The organism is Streptomyces sp. NPDC104307, assembly GCF_055584045.1.
The window spans coordinates 77,244-92,257 of the sequence record NZ_JBVJMU010000010.1; the positions used below are offsets into that span (position 1 = coordinate 77,244).

The following is a 15,014-nucleotide window of genomic DNA, read 5'->3' on the forward strand; positions in this document are numbered from 1 at the left end:
GCACGGTCGGGAGCCGTGGCTCATCTCACCCGAGGTCGGACAGCAGATCCCCCAACACCGCCTCCTCCTCCACCCGCACCCCCGCCTCCTGCAACGCGTCCGGCAAATCCGGGTCCCACGTGGCTTCGGCCCGCACCCCCGTGAGGGGCGGGCCGGATGGCAGGCTGCACACGGCGGCGCGGTAGTCCGCCACGGTGTAGCGCCACGGGGTCCAGGGGACCCTTCGCAGCAGGGCGGCGGCGATCCGCAGGCCGCCCCAGTCGAAGTCGCCGTGGTAGCGGAAGCGACTGCCGTGCGTGTGGAGATGACTCAGGAGGGCGAGGGCGGCGGCGGACGGCTGGCCCTGGAGGCAGACCAGCGGCGCGCACTGGGTGCCGTACCTGTCGGCGGCTGCGGCGAGCACCGCCGGGTTCTCGCAGATCCGGACCGTCGGCGGCGCCGAGCGGGGCGGGTGCCGGATCAGCTGCCGCAGGGTGAGCACGGCGGGCTCGCCCGCGTCGGCCATCCAGTCCAGGGCGGGAGTCCCCCGCAGATTCAGGGCGAGCACCGTCGAGGACAGCTCGTCGCGCAGCAGTCCCGCCGACGCCCACGCCTCGCGCCGCCCCTGCGCGCCACCCGTGTCGGGGACCCCGGTCAGCGCCCGGACGCCGGAGAGGGTGAGGGTGCAGAGCGGGGTCCCGTCGTCCAGGGCGTGGGCGCTGCCCAGGAGCCGGGAGGCGAACGCGGGGAGCGACACCGCCGGCTCCACCGGAAGGGCTCTCACGACAGTGGCCACTTGACCGAGCAGGTCGGCAGCTGCGGTGGGGGTACCGGCGAGGCGTCGTACGAGGCCGTCGTTCCGGAGCCGTTCGGCCCAGGGCCGTAGGGCGGGGACCTCGTGGGCCAGGGCGCCGAGCGGGGCGTACGCCTGCGCCCAGGCCCGCTGCTCCTCAGCGCGCGCCTCGCCGAGGAGGGTGACCGGCCCGGTGAGCGCCACCACGGCCACGGCCAGTCCTGCCGGGCTGATGCCTGAACGGCGCAGCAGGTCGTCCACCGCTTCGAGGCGCACGGACAAGGACCGCCCGCCGCCCGGTGCACGACCCAACAACCTTTCCGCCGACATCCGTTGGTCGGCCGTGGGCGCGCTCAGCGATACCGGTCCGGTGAGCGGTCGCCCGCGCTCCAGACGCCGGCGCGCACGGTCGACCAGCCAGCTGAGGCCGGGTGCGCCGAGGAATCTGCGCAGCCGTACGTCGTCCACGGGGGTCACTTCCACAGCGGCTCCGCCGCTTCGGCCCCGGGCTGCGCGGGAACGGCGTGCCCGGGCCCCACCGGATCCTGGCCTCGTCGCCTTCGCGTGCCGTCCCACTCCCACCGGGTGACGAGCACCGCCGCGACCTCGTCGATCCGCGACAGCTGGGCGATGGCGATGCCGGGCACCTGCGGGTAACAGGCCCACTCGCGCTCGCTCGTCATCACGACGTCGAGATCGAAGGCGTGCAGCAGGCCCAGACACTTGGCGCGGGAGTCGTCGTCCACCCCGGCGAACGCCTCGTCCAGGGTGACCAGGCGCGGTGCGTACGGGCTGCCCGCACTCGCGTAGTGGGAGGACGCGGCGGCGAACAGTGGCACCGACACGGCGAGCACCCGCTCGCCGCCGGAGGCGGGTCCCGTGGCCGGGATCCAGCGGCCCTGCTGGTGCCGCTCGACCCCGAACTCGTGCCAGGTCCGGTAGTCGAGTGCAGCGGTGAGGTGATCCAGCCAGCTGCCCGAGGCGTCGTCGGTGTGCTGGCGGGCGATCTGCTCCTGGAGGAACTCGCCCACGGCCGCGCGGTCCTCGGCGGACCATACGTCGGCCGACCGGCGCAGCCGCTCCCTGGCCGGGGCGAGCCCGGCGGGAGCCTTGCGGGATGCCCGCCACACCAGCCGCAGCCGCATGCCGGTGGAGGTCGGCCGCTCCTCCAGTTCGACGTTCATGTCCCGTACCTGCCGCTCGGCCGCACCGATCAGCTCCTGGAGCGTCCCCGCGACCTCCGTGACGAGATGGGTCTCCAGGATCTCCCGCTCCCGTGCGGACAGGATGCGGGACAGCTCGCCGACCTCGACCGCCAGGGCCGCTGCCAGGTCCGGTACGGCCCGTTCGCGGCCCTGATACGTGATGTCGACGACCATGCCGTCCTCCACCATCCGGGCGGACGCCCGGTGTCCGTGCCGGGACAGAGTGTCCTGGAGGGTCTTGAACTCCTCGCTGAGCCGGCGCTGCACCCGTTCCCAGGCGCTGTCGGAGTCATCGGTGGAGGACAGTTCCGCGTCGATGGCGCGGGCCAGCGTGATCGCGGGGGTCGCGGCCCATGCTCCGGCTTCCACGGCGGGCACCTCAATGTCGGGCACCGCCACGGCCATCAGTCCGGTGGCGGTGAACCGCTGGAGTGCGGCAATCGCCTCCGTACGCGCCTCGGCCGCCTCCGCCAGCCCCTCGTGCAACTGCTCGATGCGGCCTTCGGCCCTGCTCGCGGCCCGGTCGGCCTCGGCGTGACGCCGGTGAGCGGCCTGCTGCTCGCTCTCGCAGGTGCGCGACGCCTCCGCGGTCCGCGCCAGCAGGCGCTGAAGCTCGTCGACGGCGGCGCCCACCGTCGAACGCAAGGTGCTGAGGCGTTCGTCGGCCGCCGCCGCCTCGTTCTCCGCATCCTTCGCGCGCTCCGCGAGCTCCGCGACACGCTCGGCGGCCTGCTCTGCCTCGGTACGCTCGTCGGCGACCTGGCCGCCGGCCTCACCGCGTTCGCGCAGGGCGGGCCAGAGGGCTGCCAGCACCTCGGCGAGGGCGCCGAGTGCGTCACGTACCGTCGTCAGTCCATCCTCGTCGGACGGCATCCTCAAGTCCACGGCGGTCCAAGCGAGTTCCTCCGCCGCCGCCTCGCTCCGGCCGGTCGCCTCCAGAAGGGCGGCTGCTCGCTCCTCCTGCCGTTCGCCGGTTCGGCGCAGGGATTCCGCGGCGGCGGCAACGCGGGCGTGCGCGCGGGTGAGGGCGGTCTCGTCCGGTACGTCCGCCACCTCCGCGTCCAGCACCTCGCGGCGGGCGGCCAACGCACCCAGCAGTTCCACAAGAATCGTCAACTCTCCCTGCAATACGTCGATTTCACCGGTGATCGTTTCGATACGGGCCCGCCTGGCAGCTTCCCGCGCACCCTCGCCGATGTACGCGGCGGTGGCCTTGGCCCATCGGCCGGTCAGCGCGCCGACCCGGAAGCGGCCGTCGACCGCGACCCACGTTCCGGCTTCGCCCGCCGGCCCGGCGCCACCTTGCTCGGCACCCACTGCACCGGCGCCGATCGCGGCAAGCACCCGGGCCACGGTCGCTTCGCCCACGGCGGCGGCCCCCGCGTCCCCGAGGTCCACGGCCGGCCGCAGTAGGTGCGCGAGCGACGCGCCCCGCACCGGAGCCCCTGCCGGGGCGAGCAGCACCTCGTGGCTGTCCGCCGTGAGAACCGTGCCGCTGGGCAGCACCCAGGCGTCGAGCATCCCGGACGCCTCCAAGGCGGCTTCAAGACCGGCCTGTTCCGCTGCGGAGAGCCCGTTCTCGAAGTCCACCAGCCGCCACAGCGGGGCACCCGTCAGACGCTCACGCAGGCCGGGGGTGCGGGTGTGCGGCGGTTGCGGCGGACGTCGCCCGCCGGCCTCCAGCTCGGCGAGTTCCTGCCGCAGCCCGTCGGCCTGCCCGGTGAGTTCGGCACGGCGCCGGCCGGCGGCGGCAGCCTGCTCGGCCAGCCGTGCGGATGCGGCGCTGTGGGCGCGCGCGGCCTCGGCCCGTGCCGGGTACGGGCTGTGGAGGCGGCCCACCCATTCCTGGAGTTCGTCCAGCAGACCGGGCTCGTCCGCGTAGGCGAGCTCGGTCCAGCTACGGGCACGGGTGCGGACCTCGTCCAGCAGCGCCCGGCCCGCACGCACCGCGTCCTCCTCTGCCTGACCGAGCTCTTCAGCGGCCGCGGACCGGTCCGCGTCGGCTTCGTCCAGCCGGACGGCGTGCGTGCGCCGTTCCTCCGAGGTGCGCGCTGCGGTGCGGGCGAGGTCCGTCACATGGGCGAGCGCGCGGCGGCCCCGTTCCACGGACTCCTCGACGGCGCCGCGCAGTTCACTCGGGGCGCGACCGTCGTCCGGCAGGTTGGGCGCCGGGAGGGCGACCCGGGCGGTCGCCGCGGCCTCCGCAGCCTGCCGGTAGGTGTTCTGCGCGTGCCGGTCGGCCGCCCGCAGCCGGTTCTCGGCGGTGCCGAGCCGCTGCACGCCCTTGTCGTGCAGCCGCGCCGCCTGATCCCGGTCGCTGTCCGCGCGCTCGGCCGCACGCGCCGTGCGCTCCACCTCGTGGTGCGCCTGCTCCAGATTTCTGGCGCTGCGCATCTCGGGGCTCTCCCGCAGGGCCGCGTCCTGGGCGCGGAGCCGGTTCTGCTGCTCCTCCAGCGTCGCGATGAGCCCGGCTGCAGCCTTTCGTTCCCCCTCGGCCCCAGCCTGCTGCGCCTGTGCCTCGGCGAGGTCGCGTTGGCGTTGCTCGTAGCGGGAGTGCTCGGCGCGTGGCAGCCGGGCGCGGCGGCGGGTGGCGACGCGTGCGTAGCGCCGGTAGTGCTCCAGGAAGCCGGCGGCGGCGCGCTCCGCGGCGGAGGCCGCCGCCAGTTCGGACTTCTCCTCGTCGAGTGACCGGAACGCCTCGGCCACGTCGGCGATCACGGCCTGGTCCACCGGTGGCAGCGCCTCGGTGAGGGCGCGGGACAGGGCTGCCTCGTTGGGGCGCTTGGACAGCTGGGGCTGGCGCAGCTGGACGAGCAGGTCTACCAGGGCGCCGTACCGCTGCTCGCCGAGCCCGAAGAGGGCCTCGTCCACGGCTCTGCGGTAGGTCTTGGCCTGGTCGTACACCATGCCGTGACCGGAGACGGCTTCGACGAGACGGTCCCGGGTCAGGGCCGTTCCGGTGGCGTCGACCAGGCTGAGGAAGCCCTCCACGGGTGTGCCGGGTCCGTGCTGGACGCGCAGGTCGGTGACCGCGTACCAGTGCCGGGCGATCCCGCGTCCGCTCACCGCCTTCAGCCCGCAGAGCAGCGTACGGAAGTGGCTCTCCCCGGTGCTCGCGTCGAGTCTGCCGAACTCGATCCAGGTGTAGCCGAGGCGCTCCGTGTGCGGGTGCTCGCCGCCGAGGAGGAGGTTCCACTCCATCCGCTTCCCGGGGTCCCCGTCCGGCTCCACCCTTCGCGGGCTCAGGTCGCCGTCGAGCAGGAAGGGCAGGGTGAGCGCGAGCACCTTGGACTTGCCGGTGCCGTTGTTGCCGCGCAGCAGCAGTCGCCCGTCGCGGAAGTGGAACTCCTCCACGTCGTAGTGGAAGAGGTCGACGAGCCCGATGCGCAGGGGCTGCCAGCGGGTGCGGAGGGGTTCGGGGAGCGGGGTGGTCACGCCTGACCGGCCTTTCGCTGTGCCGGCGTGCGCGCGCTGCCGGGTGTGCCTGCGGGTGGTGTTCCTGGTTCGAGGACGACGGGTTCACCGACCGCGTATCGGGCCAGCGCGGGGCGGGGTTCGGCTCCGTCGGCGGTCCGGGAGACCAGGCCGAGGGCGGCGAGCCGGGCGACGGCCTGCTCGACGAGCTCGGCCTCCATGCCTGGTTCCCGCGCGGCCTTGGACCAGAACGTGCCGTGTACGAGGGCGAGTTCCCGCACCCGCTGGGCGAGCTGGAGGGTGGTGACGGGCCCGGCCGCCCGCGCCAGGTACTCAGCGAGCAGCAGGGTGATGTGGCCATGGGTGCCCTGCTCGGGCATCCGTACGTCGGTGAGGTCGTCGTCGGGGTCGACCATGGCGATGCCTTCGGCGCGGATCTCCGGGATCAGACCGGTCAGCTCGGCGACCCGGGCCGTGAGGAACCCCCGCTGCCTCGTGAGGTAGCCGAGTTCGGCGTCGCTCAGCTCGTCATAGTAGAGGACCGGGTCGTCCAGGAGTCGGCGAGTGAGTGCGTGCCGCATTGCGCGGAAGCGGAGTTCCTCGCTGTCGAGGGCGGTTTCGGCGACAAGCTGTGCCAGCCGGTCGGCGGTGGCCTCGGCCTGCACGGTGGAGGGGCCACGACGTGTCGCGAGGAGCCCCGCCAGTACCCGGCGTTCGACGTCGTAGAGCACGTCGCCCGCCCCGTTCACGTACGCGTCCTCGTCCCCGGCGACCCGGCGCAGCACGCCCAGACTGAGCAGGAGCCGCACGACGGCCGCGAGGTCGAGGCGCTCGTCGCGGCGGTCGAGGGTGAAGTGGATGCCCGACGCGACCAGCCCGGGGTCGGTGGCGTCGAGGACGACCTGGTCGGCGAGACGGCCGAGCGCGATCTGGGACTCGCCGCGCTCCAGGGCTGCCAGGGCCAGGCAGAGCAGGACGTAGCGGCGGCGGGTGAACGGGGTGGCGGCGCGGGTCACCTCGCGTGCGGGGTGTGTGGCGTCGTGGAGCACGCCGGGGATCTTGCGCAGCCGGGCCGTCCCGGCGTCCACGTGGAGTGGCCAGCCGGTGTTGCGGTCGAACCACTCGCGCAGTTCGGCGGCGTGCCGCCGCACGAGCCGGAACTCGTCCGCGTGCTTGCCGTGGGAGAGCAGGAGCGGCTGTTTGAGCAGGGCGCGGGCGGCCTTGCGGAGCTCTGCGGCGTGCTGTCCTTCGAGCACTTCGGCCGGGGCCGGTGGCGTGGTCATCGTCCGCTTCCTCCGTGCAACGACCTGTCGGCGTCGGTCAGATCGACGATCTCGATGAGGTGATCGGGCCCGTGGAACGTGCCCGACGGTGTATGGATCTCCGCCGCCGGTCCGTCGGCCAGGGCGCTGAGCCTGATCTCCATCGCACCGTCGTTGCTGGTGGCCACGGTGTGCCGCATGCCGGGGCGCCAGGTGGCCAGTGCGTCGCCGAGCAGTTGGAGGAAGAGGCCGAAGGAGACCGGGTCGAGCTCGCCGAGTTCGGACAGTCTGACCGCTCCGTCGGTGACGAGGCGGTCCCGGGCAGCGGCGGTCTCGGCCACCTGCTTGGCCGCCACCTCGGCGAGGTGACGACGACGCTCCTGACGGTCCTCGACCTTGCGGGGCTTGCCCCGCCGCTCGTAACTGCCGGTACGGCGCAGCTGGGGGCTGATCCGCAGCGGCTCCGCGGCAGCCCAGGGGGTTGCGGCGGGCACCGGTGCGGCAAGCCGGGCGGCCAGGGTGTCCGCGTCGGCCGTGAGGTGCCGGGCGGGGTGGAGTCCGAAGGCCGCCCGCCACAGCTGGTGCCGCGAGGCGTCGTCGGGGGCCTCGGCGAACCAGCGGGCGAGGGTGCGGAAATCGGCGGACCGGTCCGACCGGCCGGCCCGGCGCTCCCCCAGCACCCGGACGACGGCCAGCATCTGCGGAATGGCCCCCAGCGCGCGGCCACGCAGCAGGCGGGCCTGCGACTCGCGCCCGTCCCGGCTGAGGAACCACGCGGTGAGCCCGTCCCAGCGCCCGGCCCAGTGGGCGTATGCCTTCTGCGCGGCGGGCGCCGCGTCCTCGGGCGCGGCGTCGGCCGCCTCCCGTCCCGCGGCGGCCCTGAGCAGGGCCTGGATCCGGCCCGAGTCCTCCAGCTCCAGGATGAGCTGGGCGATGCGTCCGCCCAGGGTGATCAGGTCCTGGATGAAACGCTCCAGATACTGGATGAGGCGGTCCTTGTACGCAAGGAAGACCGCTTCCTCCACCTCGTGCAGGTCGATGGTGCGCTGCAACGAACTCATGAACGCGCGCGCGTTGTCGGCGAGAGCGGCGAACCGGCTCGCGAGCGCGTCGAACGCGAGGTACGTCTTGCCCGGGTCGGGCTGCTCGTCGGCGGTGAGGACGAGAAGGGCGCGCAGCTGCGTGACGATGTCGTGCAGAGCGATGACCTGAAGGGCGCCCCGCCGCCCGAGCGCCTCGTCGTAGGCGGCCAGGGCTTCCTCGGCTGCCTCCCCGGCCCGGGTCAGCTGGTAGATGAAGCGCTTGCGGTAGAAGTCCTCGACGGCGCTGACCCGTCCGGTGTCGGGGTCGGCCCGTAGATTCCCCCACTCGACCAGCTTGTCCAGTGCTTTGACGACGCCGTCCAGCTCGCCGGGCCGCACCTCCCCGGGCAGCGCGGCGTACACGTCCTCGGGACGCAGATGCACGGCGAAGCGTTCCTTGGCCGTGACGAACGCCCGCATCACCTGCCGGTAGAGGACGGTGTTCTGCACGGTGAGGTGGGCGAAGGGGCTGAACCCGTCCGGCCCGGAGCCTGGAGCGGTGGTGCTGGTCATCACTGGCCATTGTGCCGTGACGGCAACGCTCCCGGACGGAAACCAGAGTGATTGTCTGGTTGACGCCGGTATGCGGGGCGCCCTGACCGCTTCCAGGCCCGAGGTCATTCCCCAGGGGCCGGAGGGCCAGCCATAAGGACGCTCATCCCCAGTGTTCCTCCTTGTAGCGCAGGAGGTCATCACCGTGGAGTTGCTTCGTGGCATTGCCGACCCGGACCCAGAAGTCGGTGGCGCCGTTGCCGCCCTTGGCGGGTTTGGCGAACACCGGCATGCCTGCCGCGGCAACACTGATCTGACAGACGACGTTGCCGGCGATTTCGGGGAAGCCTACGCGGACGGTGGTGGCAGTCGGGGTCGACAAGCTGCTGTCGATGAGCTGGCGCACGAAGAGCTCGTATCCGTCGACGCTGGCCTGCGACTCCAGAGTGGTGAGGTCGTTCTCGATGCCGAGGACGGTCCCGTCGTCGGCGACGCCGATATACAGGTTTCCGCCCTCGCCGTTCAGGAAGCCGCAGACGGCCTTGACGATGTTGTGCCGCAGAGACTTGTCGGCCTGCCGGGTGTGCACGTTCCAGCGGGCGCTGGCCTTGAACTCGGTACCCTGGGATTCGCCGGCGGCGATCATGTCGGCCGGGGTGGTCGGGACGTACGCAGGGCGTTCCCCTCTGAGGGTTTCGAACGCTTCCCGCACAACCTTGGCGATCAGCTGACGCCGCCGTTCCAGGAAGGTGAAATAGTCGAGCTGTTCCCAGCCGACCGGGAGCGCGTGCCACCGCACCTGCCGCTCGAGCACCTTCGGGTCCATGGCGTCGGTGACTCTCGGCCAGTAGTCATGTGGTGCGTCGCTGTTGAACAGCGCGTCCGCCGGCCACATCACATACGCCATGTTCGCGATGGCATTGACTTGGCGTCGGTCGGTAATACCCATTCCGGCGAGCACCTTGCCGTGGAACAGGTTGTCCCGGCCGACGGCCTTGACGGGTTTGACTGAGGGGTCCAGCAGATCACGGATCCGTTGGTCGCCGAGGAGCATTTCGGCGTCGAGGATGTCGAGCGCAGCCTGGTAGGCGAACAGCACCGGTGAGCGCGACGAGGACGTGTCCAACCGGTTCGGCAGGGAGATGTCCCAGTAGTCGCCGGTGAAGTTCGCTGCGATGATCCGGTCGAGTTCCGCGGCGAAGGCTCGGCCATCACCTGGCGGCAGACTACCGATGCGCCCCAGGTCGGACTCCATCTGCGACTCCGGCGAGTTGGAGTACCGGCCGGTGGTGTGCGCCATGAAGAACCACCGTCCGATCAAGGGACGGAGTTCATCGGCCGTCAGCCCGAAATCGTGGCGTCCAATCAGCCAGATTGTGTAGCTGTACAGCAGGGCGTTGTCCGAGGTGATCATCTTGCGGCTGCGGAAGCCGGCCAACCTGACGCACTGGAAGAACTCGTGCCAGCTGGTCAGGTCCAGGACCTTCGTGTGTGCTTGGGCGAGCCGATCGAACTGCTCCTGCCGTCGCGCGGCGGTGATCTTTCCGGTTCCAAGGTCCTTTCCCCGCAGGACGCTGTAGACGTGCTGCAACCGAGCCCGCCGGAAGGCGAAAGCGACGGCTACGCGCAGCAGTTGGTCCGGACTCGGGTCCAGAAAGGCGTTCCGAGGGCTCGGATCGGGGAGCCCTGAGATCACCGCGCCGCGGCTGAATTCTTCGAGCTGACGGCGCCCCTCCTCCCAATGCACTGACATCAGGGTGAGGATGAAGTCGGACTGATTGAGCTTCACGCCTTCGGAGTTGATGCGCACGAAGATGTCGGCGACCTGCTCCTCGTCAGCCGAAGCACCCAGCTCCACAACCTGGAAGAGAAAATCGTGCAGGTCCCGGACACCATCTATGCGTTCTTCGAGCTCATCTTTGGCAGCGTCCGACAACGGCTGTCCGCCGGCCTCTTCGAGCCGTTGGAAGAAGCGACGGACGGTGGGCTTGTATCCACCTTGGGCCCAGAGCGCAGTGATGTCCGGAATGAAGTGGGCATCACGCTCGATCGCCGCATCAGTGACCTCGAATGTCTGGTCCTCCGGGTGGAACGCGATGCGAACGTTGATCGCGTCGAATGACTTGGTGACGATCTTGCGCCCGGTGAGGACAGCGAACAGAGCGGTAAGCCGCTGCTGCCCGTCGACGACCAACAGCTGGGGTGCTCGATCACTCGCTTCCGTTCCGATCTGCCGCGTCCCCACCTCAGCGCCGGTCTCCCAGAACATCAGGGTGCCGATCGGGTAGCCCCGATACATCGAGTCGAAGAGATCGCGGGTCTTCGCCGCGGACCAGACGAACGGGCGTTGAATGTCGGGGAGTCCGATGCGGCCGCCTTCGATGTTCTCGATCAGGTGCCGGAGCGTGTAACCGGTGTCGCGATACAGAGTGGATGGCACAGCCGAGGGCTCCAAACGTCCGAGGGCAACTGGTCGGTGGAAGTATCAAGAGCGTGGGAACAGCATCAGGTTTCTACCACGTGGACACACCGCCCCACAGGACCAATGGAGCTGGCCACAAGGAGGAAAGCACGGCGGCGTGGCCCAACTAAGGGTTGTCCCGCCCAAGTCCGTGGTGCCCCGGGCCAGTTTTCGGGGCCGCCCATCCGGTCAAGCGAATGCCACACCTGCTGGCCCGAACGGGCCGGATGAACGCACGACCCCGGATCGGCGCCACGCTCTGCCGCTTGGACTGGCTCGCACTGGGCTCAAGGAAGCATGGGACTTGTACAGGCAGCTCGCGCCGCCGCCGGGTTCCTTGCCCTCCTTACCGAGGGCCCGGCCCGCACAGCCCCAGCCGGAGAGGTCCGTGGGGTTGAGACCCGATTCGAGCGTCAAGAATCTCCGAACGGGACTTGAAGACGTCGCCGACGCGAGCGACTCCCTGATGAATTCGCAGTTCAGGAGGCTTCGCGGGTCAAGCCGGGCACTCGACCCGCGCCACGGAGGGAAATAGGTCGACTATCTCACCCAAATCACAAAACCGCAGCTCAGTCGTCCTTCTTCACCGGCTCCAGAACCGCCACGCACTCCACATGATGCGTCATCGGAAACAGGTCGAACGCCCGCAGCGTCCGCACCCTGTAGCCGCCCTCCGCGAAGTACGCCAGGTCCCGCGCCAGCGCCGCCGGGTCGCACGCGACGTAGGCGATGCGGCGCGCGCCCAGGGCCGAGAGGCGCTTGACGACCTGCTTGCCGGCGCCCGCGCGGGGCGGGTCGAGGACGATGAGGTCGGCCTCGGTGATGCCGGTGCGGGGCAGGATCTGGTCGACCTTGCCGTGCTCGATGCGGACCCGCTCCAGGTCCTTGAGGTTGTGGCGGGCGTCCTCCACCGCGCGCTTGCCGGACTCGATGCCGAGGACCGCGCCCTTGTCGCCGAGGCGTTCCGCGAGGGAGCCGGCGAAGAGGCCGACGCCGCAGTACAGGTCGAGGGCCATTTCGCCCTTGCGCGGCATGAGGCCCTGCATGACGGCCTTCACCAGGGTGTACGCGGCCTGCGGGTGGACCTGCCAGAAGCCGCCGGAGCCCACGCGGTAGGTGCGGTCGTCGGCGCGTTCGCGGACGAAGCCACGGCCGTGGACGCGGTGGACGCCGCCGTCGTGCTCGTCGACGCGCAGGACCGAGACGGGCTTGTCGAGCTCGACCAGCGGGAGGCGGCCGCCGGTGCGGGGGGTCAGGATGACCTGGCGGTCGTTGGAGCCGGTGGCGGCGATGGCCTCCACCGTGGCCATCTGGGGCCAGTCCTGCTTCTCGATGCCGAGCTCGGAGACGCCGGGGGCGGCGATCAGGCACTGGTCGATGATCTCGATCTCGTGCGAGCGGTGCTTGCGCAGGCCGACCCGGCCGTCCTCGTCGATGGCGTACTGGACGCGGGTGCGCCAGGCCGGGACCTCGCCCGGCGGGAGCTTGTCGCCCTCGGCCGGCATGACGGTGCCGTCCCAGCCGGCCTCCTCCGGGGTGAGGCCCGCGAGGTGCTGGAGCTGTTCGGCGATCACTTCGCCCTTGAGCCGTCGCTGGGCGCCGGGCTTGGCGTGCTGCCAGTCGCAGCCGCCGCACTTGCCGGGGCCCGCGAACGGGCAGGGGGCCTTCACCCGGTCCTTGGACGCCTCGATGATCTGTACCGCGTCGGCGCGCAGGAAGCGGGACTCGGCCGTTCCGTCGGTCACCTTGGCGATGACCTTCTCGCCGGGGAGCGTGTGGCGGACGAACAGGACCTGGCCCTCGGCCGTACGGGCGATGCAGTGGCCGCCGTGGGCGACCGGGCCGACCTCGACCTCGTACTCCCGCCCCACGAGCGATTCCACGGTCGGGGCTTCGCCCGTCTGCGGCGAAGTGGATTCGTTCTGCATGAGGGGAGGGCTCCAGAGATCAAGGGGTACAGGCGAACGGCGAACGGCAAGCGGCCGGACAACAACCTACGAGTCTACGTGGGTGTCGTACGGCCGCTTACCAGGAAGAGCGGGTCACAGCGGGTTACCAGGATGACCGGGTCAGCAGGAAGAGCGGGCAGGGCTCGTCAGCTCTTGTGCGTGTGCTCCTTGGACCTGCGTTCCACCGGGCCCCGGCGCACCGAGCCCGGGGCGGTCCAGTTCGCGCGCCTGCGGGCGCGCTTCTTGGCCGCTTCGGAGGATTCCAGCTGGTACGGGACGGAGGTGACCATCACGCCCGGGGTGAAGAGCAGCCGGCCCTTGAGCCGCAGCGCGCTCTGGTTGTGCAGCAGGTGCTCGTACCAGTGGCCGACGACGTACTCGGGGATGTAGACGCTCACGACGTCGCGCGGGCTCTCCCGGCGCAGGCCCTTGACGTACTCGATGACCGGGCGGGTCACCTCGCGGTACGGGGAGTCCAGGATCTTCAGCGGTACGTTGATGCCGCGCCGCTCCCAGTCCTCCCTGAGGACCTTCGTCTCGGCCGGGTCGACGCTGATGGAGAGCGCCTCCAGGTGGTCTGTGCGGATCAGCTTCGCGTAGGCGAGCGCGCGCAGGGTGGGGCGGTGGAGCTTGGAAACCAGGACGATCGCGTGGACCCGGGAGGGCCTGACGCTCTCGTGGGACGGGGCCTCGTCGGCGGCGATCTCCGCGGCGACCCGGTCGTAGTGCTTACGGATCGCGGTCATCGTGCCGTAGAAGATCACCATGCCGAGCAGCGCCACCCAGGCGCCGTGGGTGAACTTGGTGGCGAGGACGACGACGAGCACCAGGCCGGTGAAGAAGGCGCCGAAGGTGTTGATCGCGCGGGAGCGGATCATGTGGCGGCGCTTGAGCGGGTCCCGCTCGGCGCGCAGGTGGCGGTTCCAGTGCCGCACCATGCCGGTCTGGCTGAGGGTGAAGGAGACGAACACGCCGACGATGTAGAGCTGGATCAGCCGGGTCGAGTCGGCCCCGTAGATCACGACCAGCAGGATCGCCGCACCGGCCAGCAGCACGATGCCGTTGGAGAAGGCGAGCCGGTCGCCGCGGGTGTGCAGCTGGCGGGGCAGGTAGCTGTCCTGGGCCAGGATCGAGCCGAGCAGCGGGAAGCCGTTGTACGCGGTGTTCGCGGCCAGGAAGAGGACGAGCGCGGTGGCCGCGGCGAGGATGACGAAGAAGAACGTTCCGTCACCGAACACGGCGGCCGCGACCTGGGAGATCACCGGGTCCTGGACGAAGCTCGAACCGACCGGGGAGCCGTTGCTGATCAGGTCCTTCGCCGGGTTCTCGGCCATCTTCACGTCGGTGGCCATAGCCAGCCCGATGATGCCGCAGAACATGGTGACGGCCAGCAGGCCCATCGCCGCGAGGGTGGTGGCGGCGTTCTTGCTCTTGGGCTTGCGGAACGCGGGGACACCGTTGCTGATCGCCTCGACGCCGGTGAGGGCGGCGCAGCCGGAGGAGAAGGCGCGCAGCAGGAGGAAGACGAGGGCGAAGCCCGCCAGGCCCTGGTGTTCGGCCCTGATCGTGTAGCCGGAGGTCGGGGCGTGCATGGTGTCGCCCAGCACCAGTCCGCGGAAGGCGCCCCAGATGATCATGATGAAGACGCCGGCCACGAAGAGGTACGTGGGGATGGCGAAGAGCTTCCCGGACTCCTTCACGCCGCGCAGGTTCATCACCGTGAGCAGCACGATGGCCACGACCGCGCTGACGGTCTTGTGCTCGACGACGAACGGGATCGCGGAGCCGAGGTTCTCCACCCCGGAGGCGATCGACACGGCGACGGTGAGGACGTAGTCGACCAGCAGGGCGCTGGCCACGGTCAGTCCGGCCTTCGGGCCGAGGTTGGTGGTCGCGACCTCGTAGTCGCCGCCCCCGCTCGGGTACGCGTGCACGTTCTGCCGGTACGAGGCGACGACGGTGAACATCAGGACCACGACGGCGACCGCGATCCACGGGCTGAAGTGGTACGCCGACACGCCTGCGATGGACAGCACCAGGAGGACTTCTCCGGGTGCGTACGCCACCGAGGACAGCGGATCGGACGCGAAGACGGGCAGGGCGATGCGTTTGGGGAGGAGCGTCTCCCCCAGCTTGTCGCTGCGCAGGGCCCGTCCGATCAGGATCCGTTTGGGCACGTCGGTCAGTTTGGACACGCTGTGGATCGTAAGGGTTTCGTATGGGGCCCGCCCACGCACCACCCCCGTATCACTTGAATCTCCTGCACTCGGACGGAAAAGCCACGAAATCCTTAACGCGATCCTTGCGCCGAAGGCGCTCCGAGACGCTCCGACGCACTCCGAAATCGCGCCGGAACAGTTCGGGAGCCGCCCCTTTG

7 protein-coding genes are annotated in these 15,014 nt (G+C 70.6%); all 7 read right to left on the reverse strand.

Translation table 11 applies throughout. From position 1 onward, the window contains the following. Nucleotides 1-25: 25 nt before the first annotated feature. The 7 genes from ACZ601_RS24225 to ACZ601_RS24255 all read right to left on the reverse strand — a co-directional run bounded on the left by ACZ601_RS24225 (nucleotide 26) and on the right by ACZ601_RS24255 (nucleotide 14,832). Nucleotides 26-1,255: a TIGR02679 family protein gene (locus tag ACZ601_RS24225; protein WP_469541356.1), complete on the reverse strand. Its 1,230-nt coding sequence runs from the start codon at nucleotides 1,253-1,255 to the stop codon at nucleotides 26-28. Beyond that, complete coding sequence (locus ACZ601_RS24230) at nucleotides 1,246-5,412, reverse strand: TIGR02680 family protein (RefSeq protein ID WP_469541359.1); 4,167 nt, start codon at nucleotides 5,410-5,412, stop codon at nucleotides 1,246-1,248. The genes ACZ601_RS24225 and ACZ601_RS24230 overlap by 10 nt, the downstream gene beginning before the upstream one ends. Beyond that, nucleotides 5,409-6,674 (reverse strand): TIGR02678 family protein, encoded by a 1,266-nt coding sequence (locus tag ACZ601_RS24235; RefSeq protein ID WP_469541362.1) that lies wholly within the window; start codon nucleotides 6,672-6,674, stop codon nucleotides 5,409-5,411. Before ACZ601_RS24235 ends, ACZ601_RS24230 begins: the two co-directional genes overlap by 4 nt. After that, complete coding sequence (locus tag ACZ601_RS24240; protein WP_469541365.1) at nucleotides 6,671-8,248, reverse strand: TIGR02677 family protein; 1,578 nt, start codon at nucleotides 8,246-8,248, stop codon at nucleotides 6,671-6,673. Before ACZ601_RS24240 ends, ACZ601_RS24235 begins: the two co-directional genes overlap by 4 nt. Before the next feature lie 142 nt (nucleotides 8,249-8,390). Continuing rightward, entirely contained in the window at nucleotides 8,391-10,667 is a 2,277-nt protein-coding gene (locus ACZ601_RS24245) for a GmrSD restriction endonuclease domain-containing protein (protein WP_469541368.1), read from the reverse strand. Nucleotides 10,668-11,257: 590 nt separating this feature from the next. Continuing rightward, nucleotides 11,258-12,616, reverse strand: a complete 1,359-nt coding sequence (locus ACZ601_RS24250; RefSeq protein ID WP_469541371.1) for a class I SAM-dependent RNA methyltransferase — start codon at nucleotides 12,614-12,616, stop codon at nucleotides 11,258-11,260. A 167-nt stretch (nucleotides 12,617-12,783) separates the two neighbouring features. Next, nucleotides 12,784-14,832, reverse strand: coding sequence for an APC family permease (locus ACZ601_RS24255; RefSeq protein WP_469541373.1), 2,049 nt, complete (start codon nucleotides 14,830-14,832; stop codon nucleotides 12,784-12,786). Nucleotides 14,833-15,014 lie beyond the last annotated feature (182 nt).

Bases quoted from the DNA above. Each gene is read 5' to 3' on its own strand.
- ACZ601_RS24235 (WP_469541362.1), bottom strand. From the start codon at position 6,674: ATGACCACGCCACCGGCCCCGGCCGAAGTGCTCGAAGGACAGCACGCC.
- ACZ601_RS24240 (WP_469541365.1), bottom strand. From the start codon at position 8,248: ATGACCAGCACCACCGCTCCAGGCTCCGGGCCGGACGGGTTCAGCCCC.
- ACZ601_RS24250 (WP_469541371.1), bottom strand. From the start codon at position 12,616: ATGCAGAACGAATCCACTTCGCCGCAGACGGGCGAAGCCCCGACCGTG.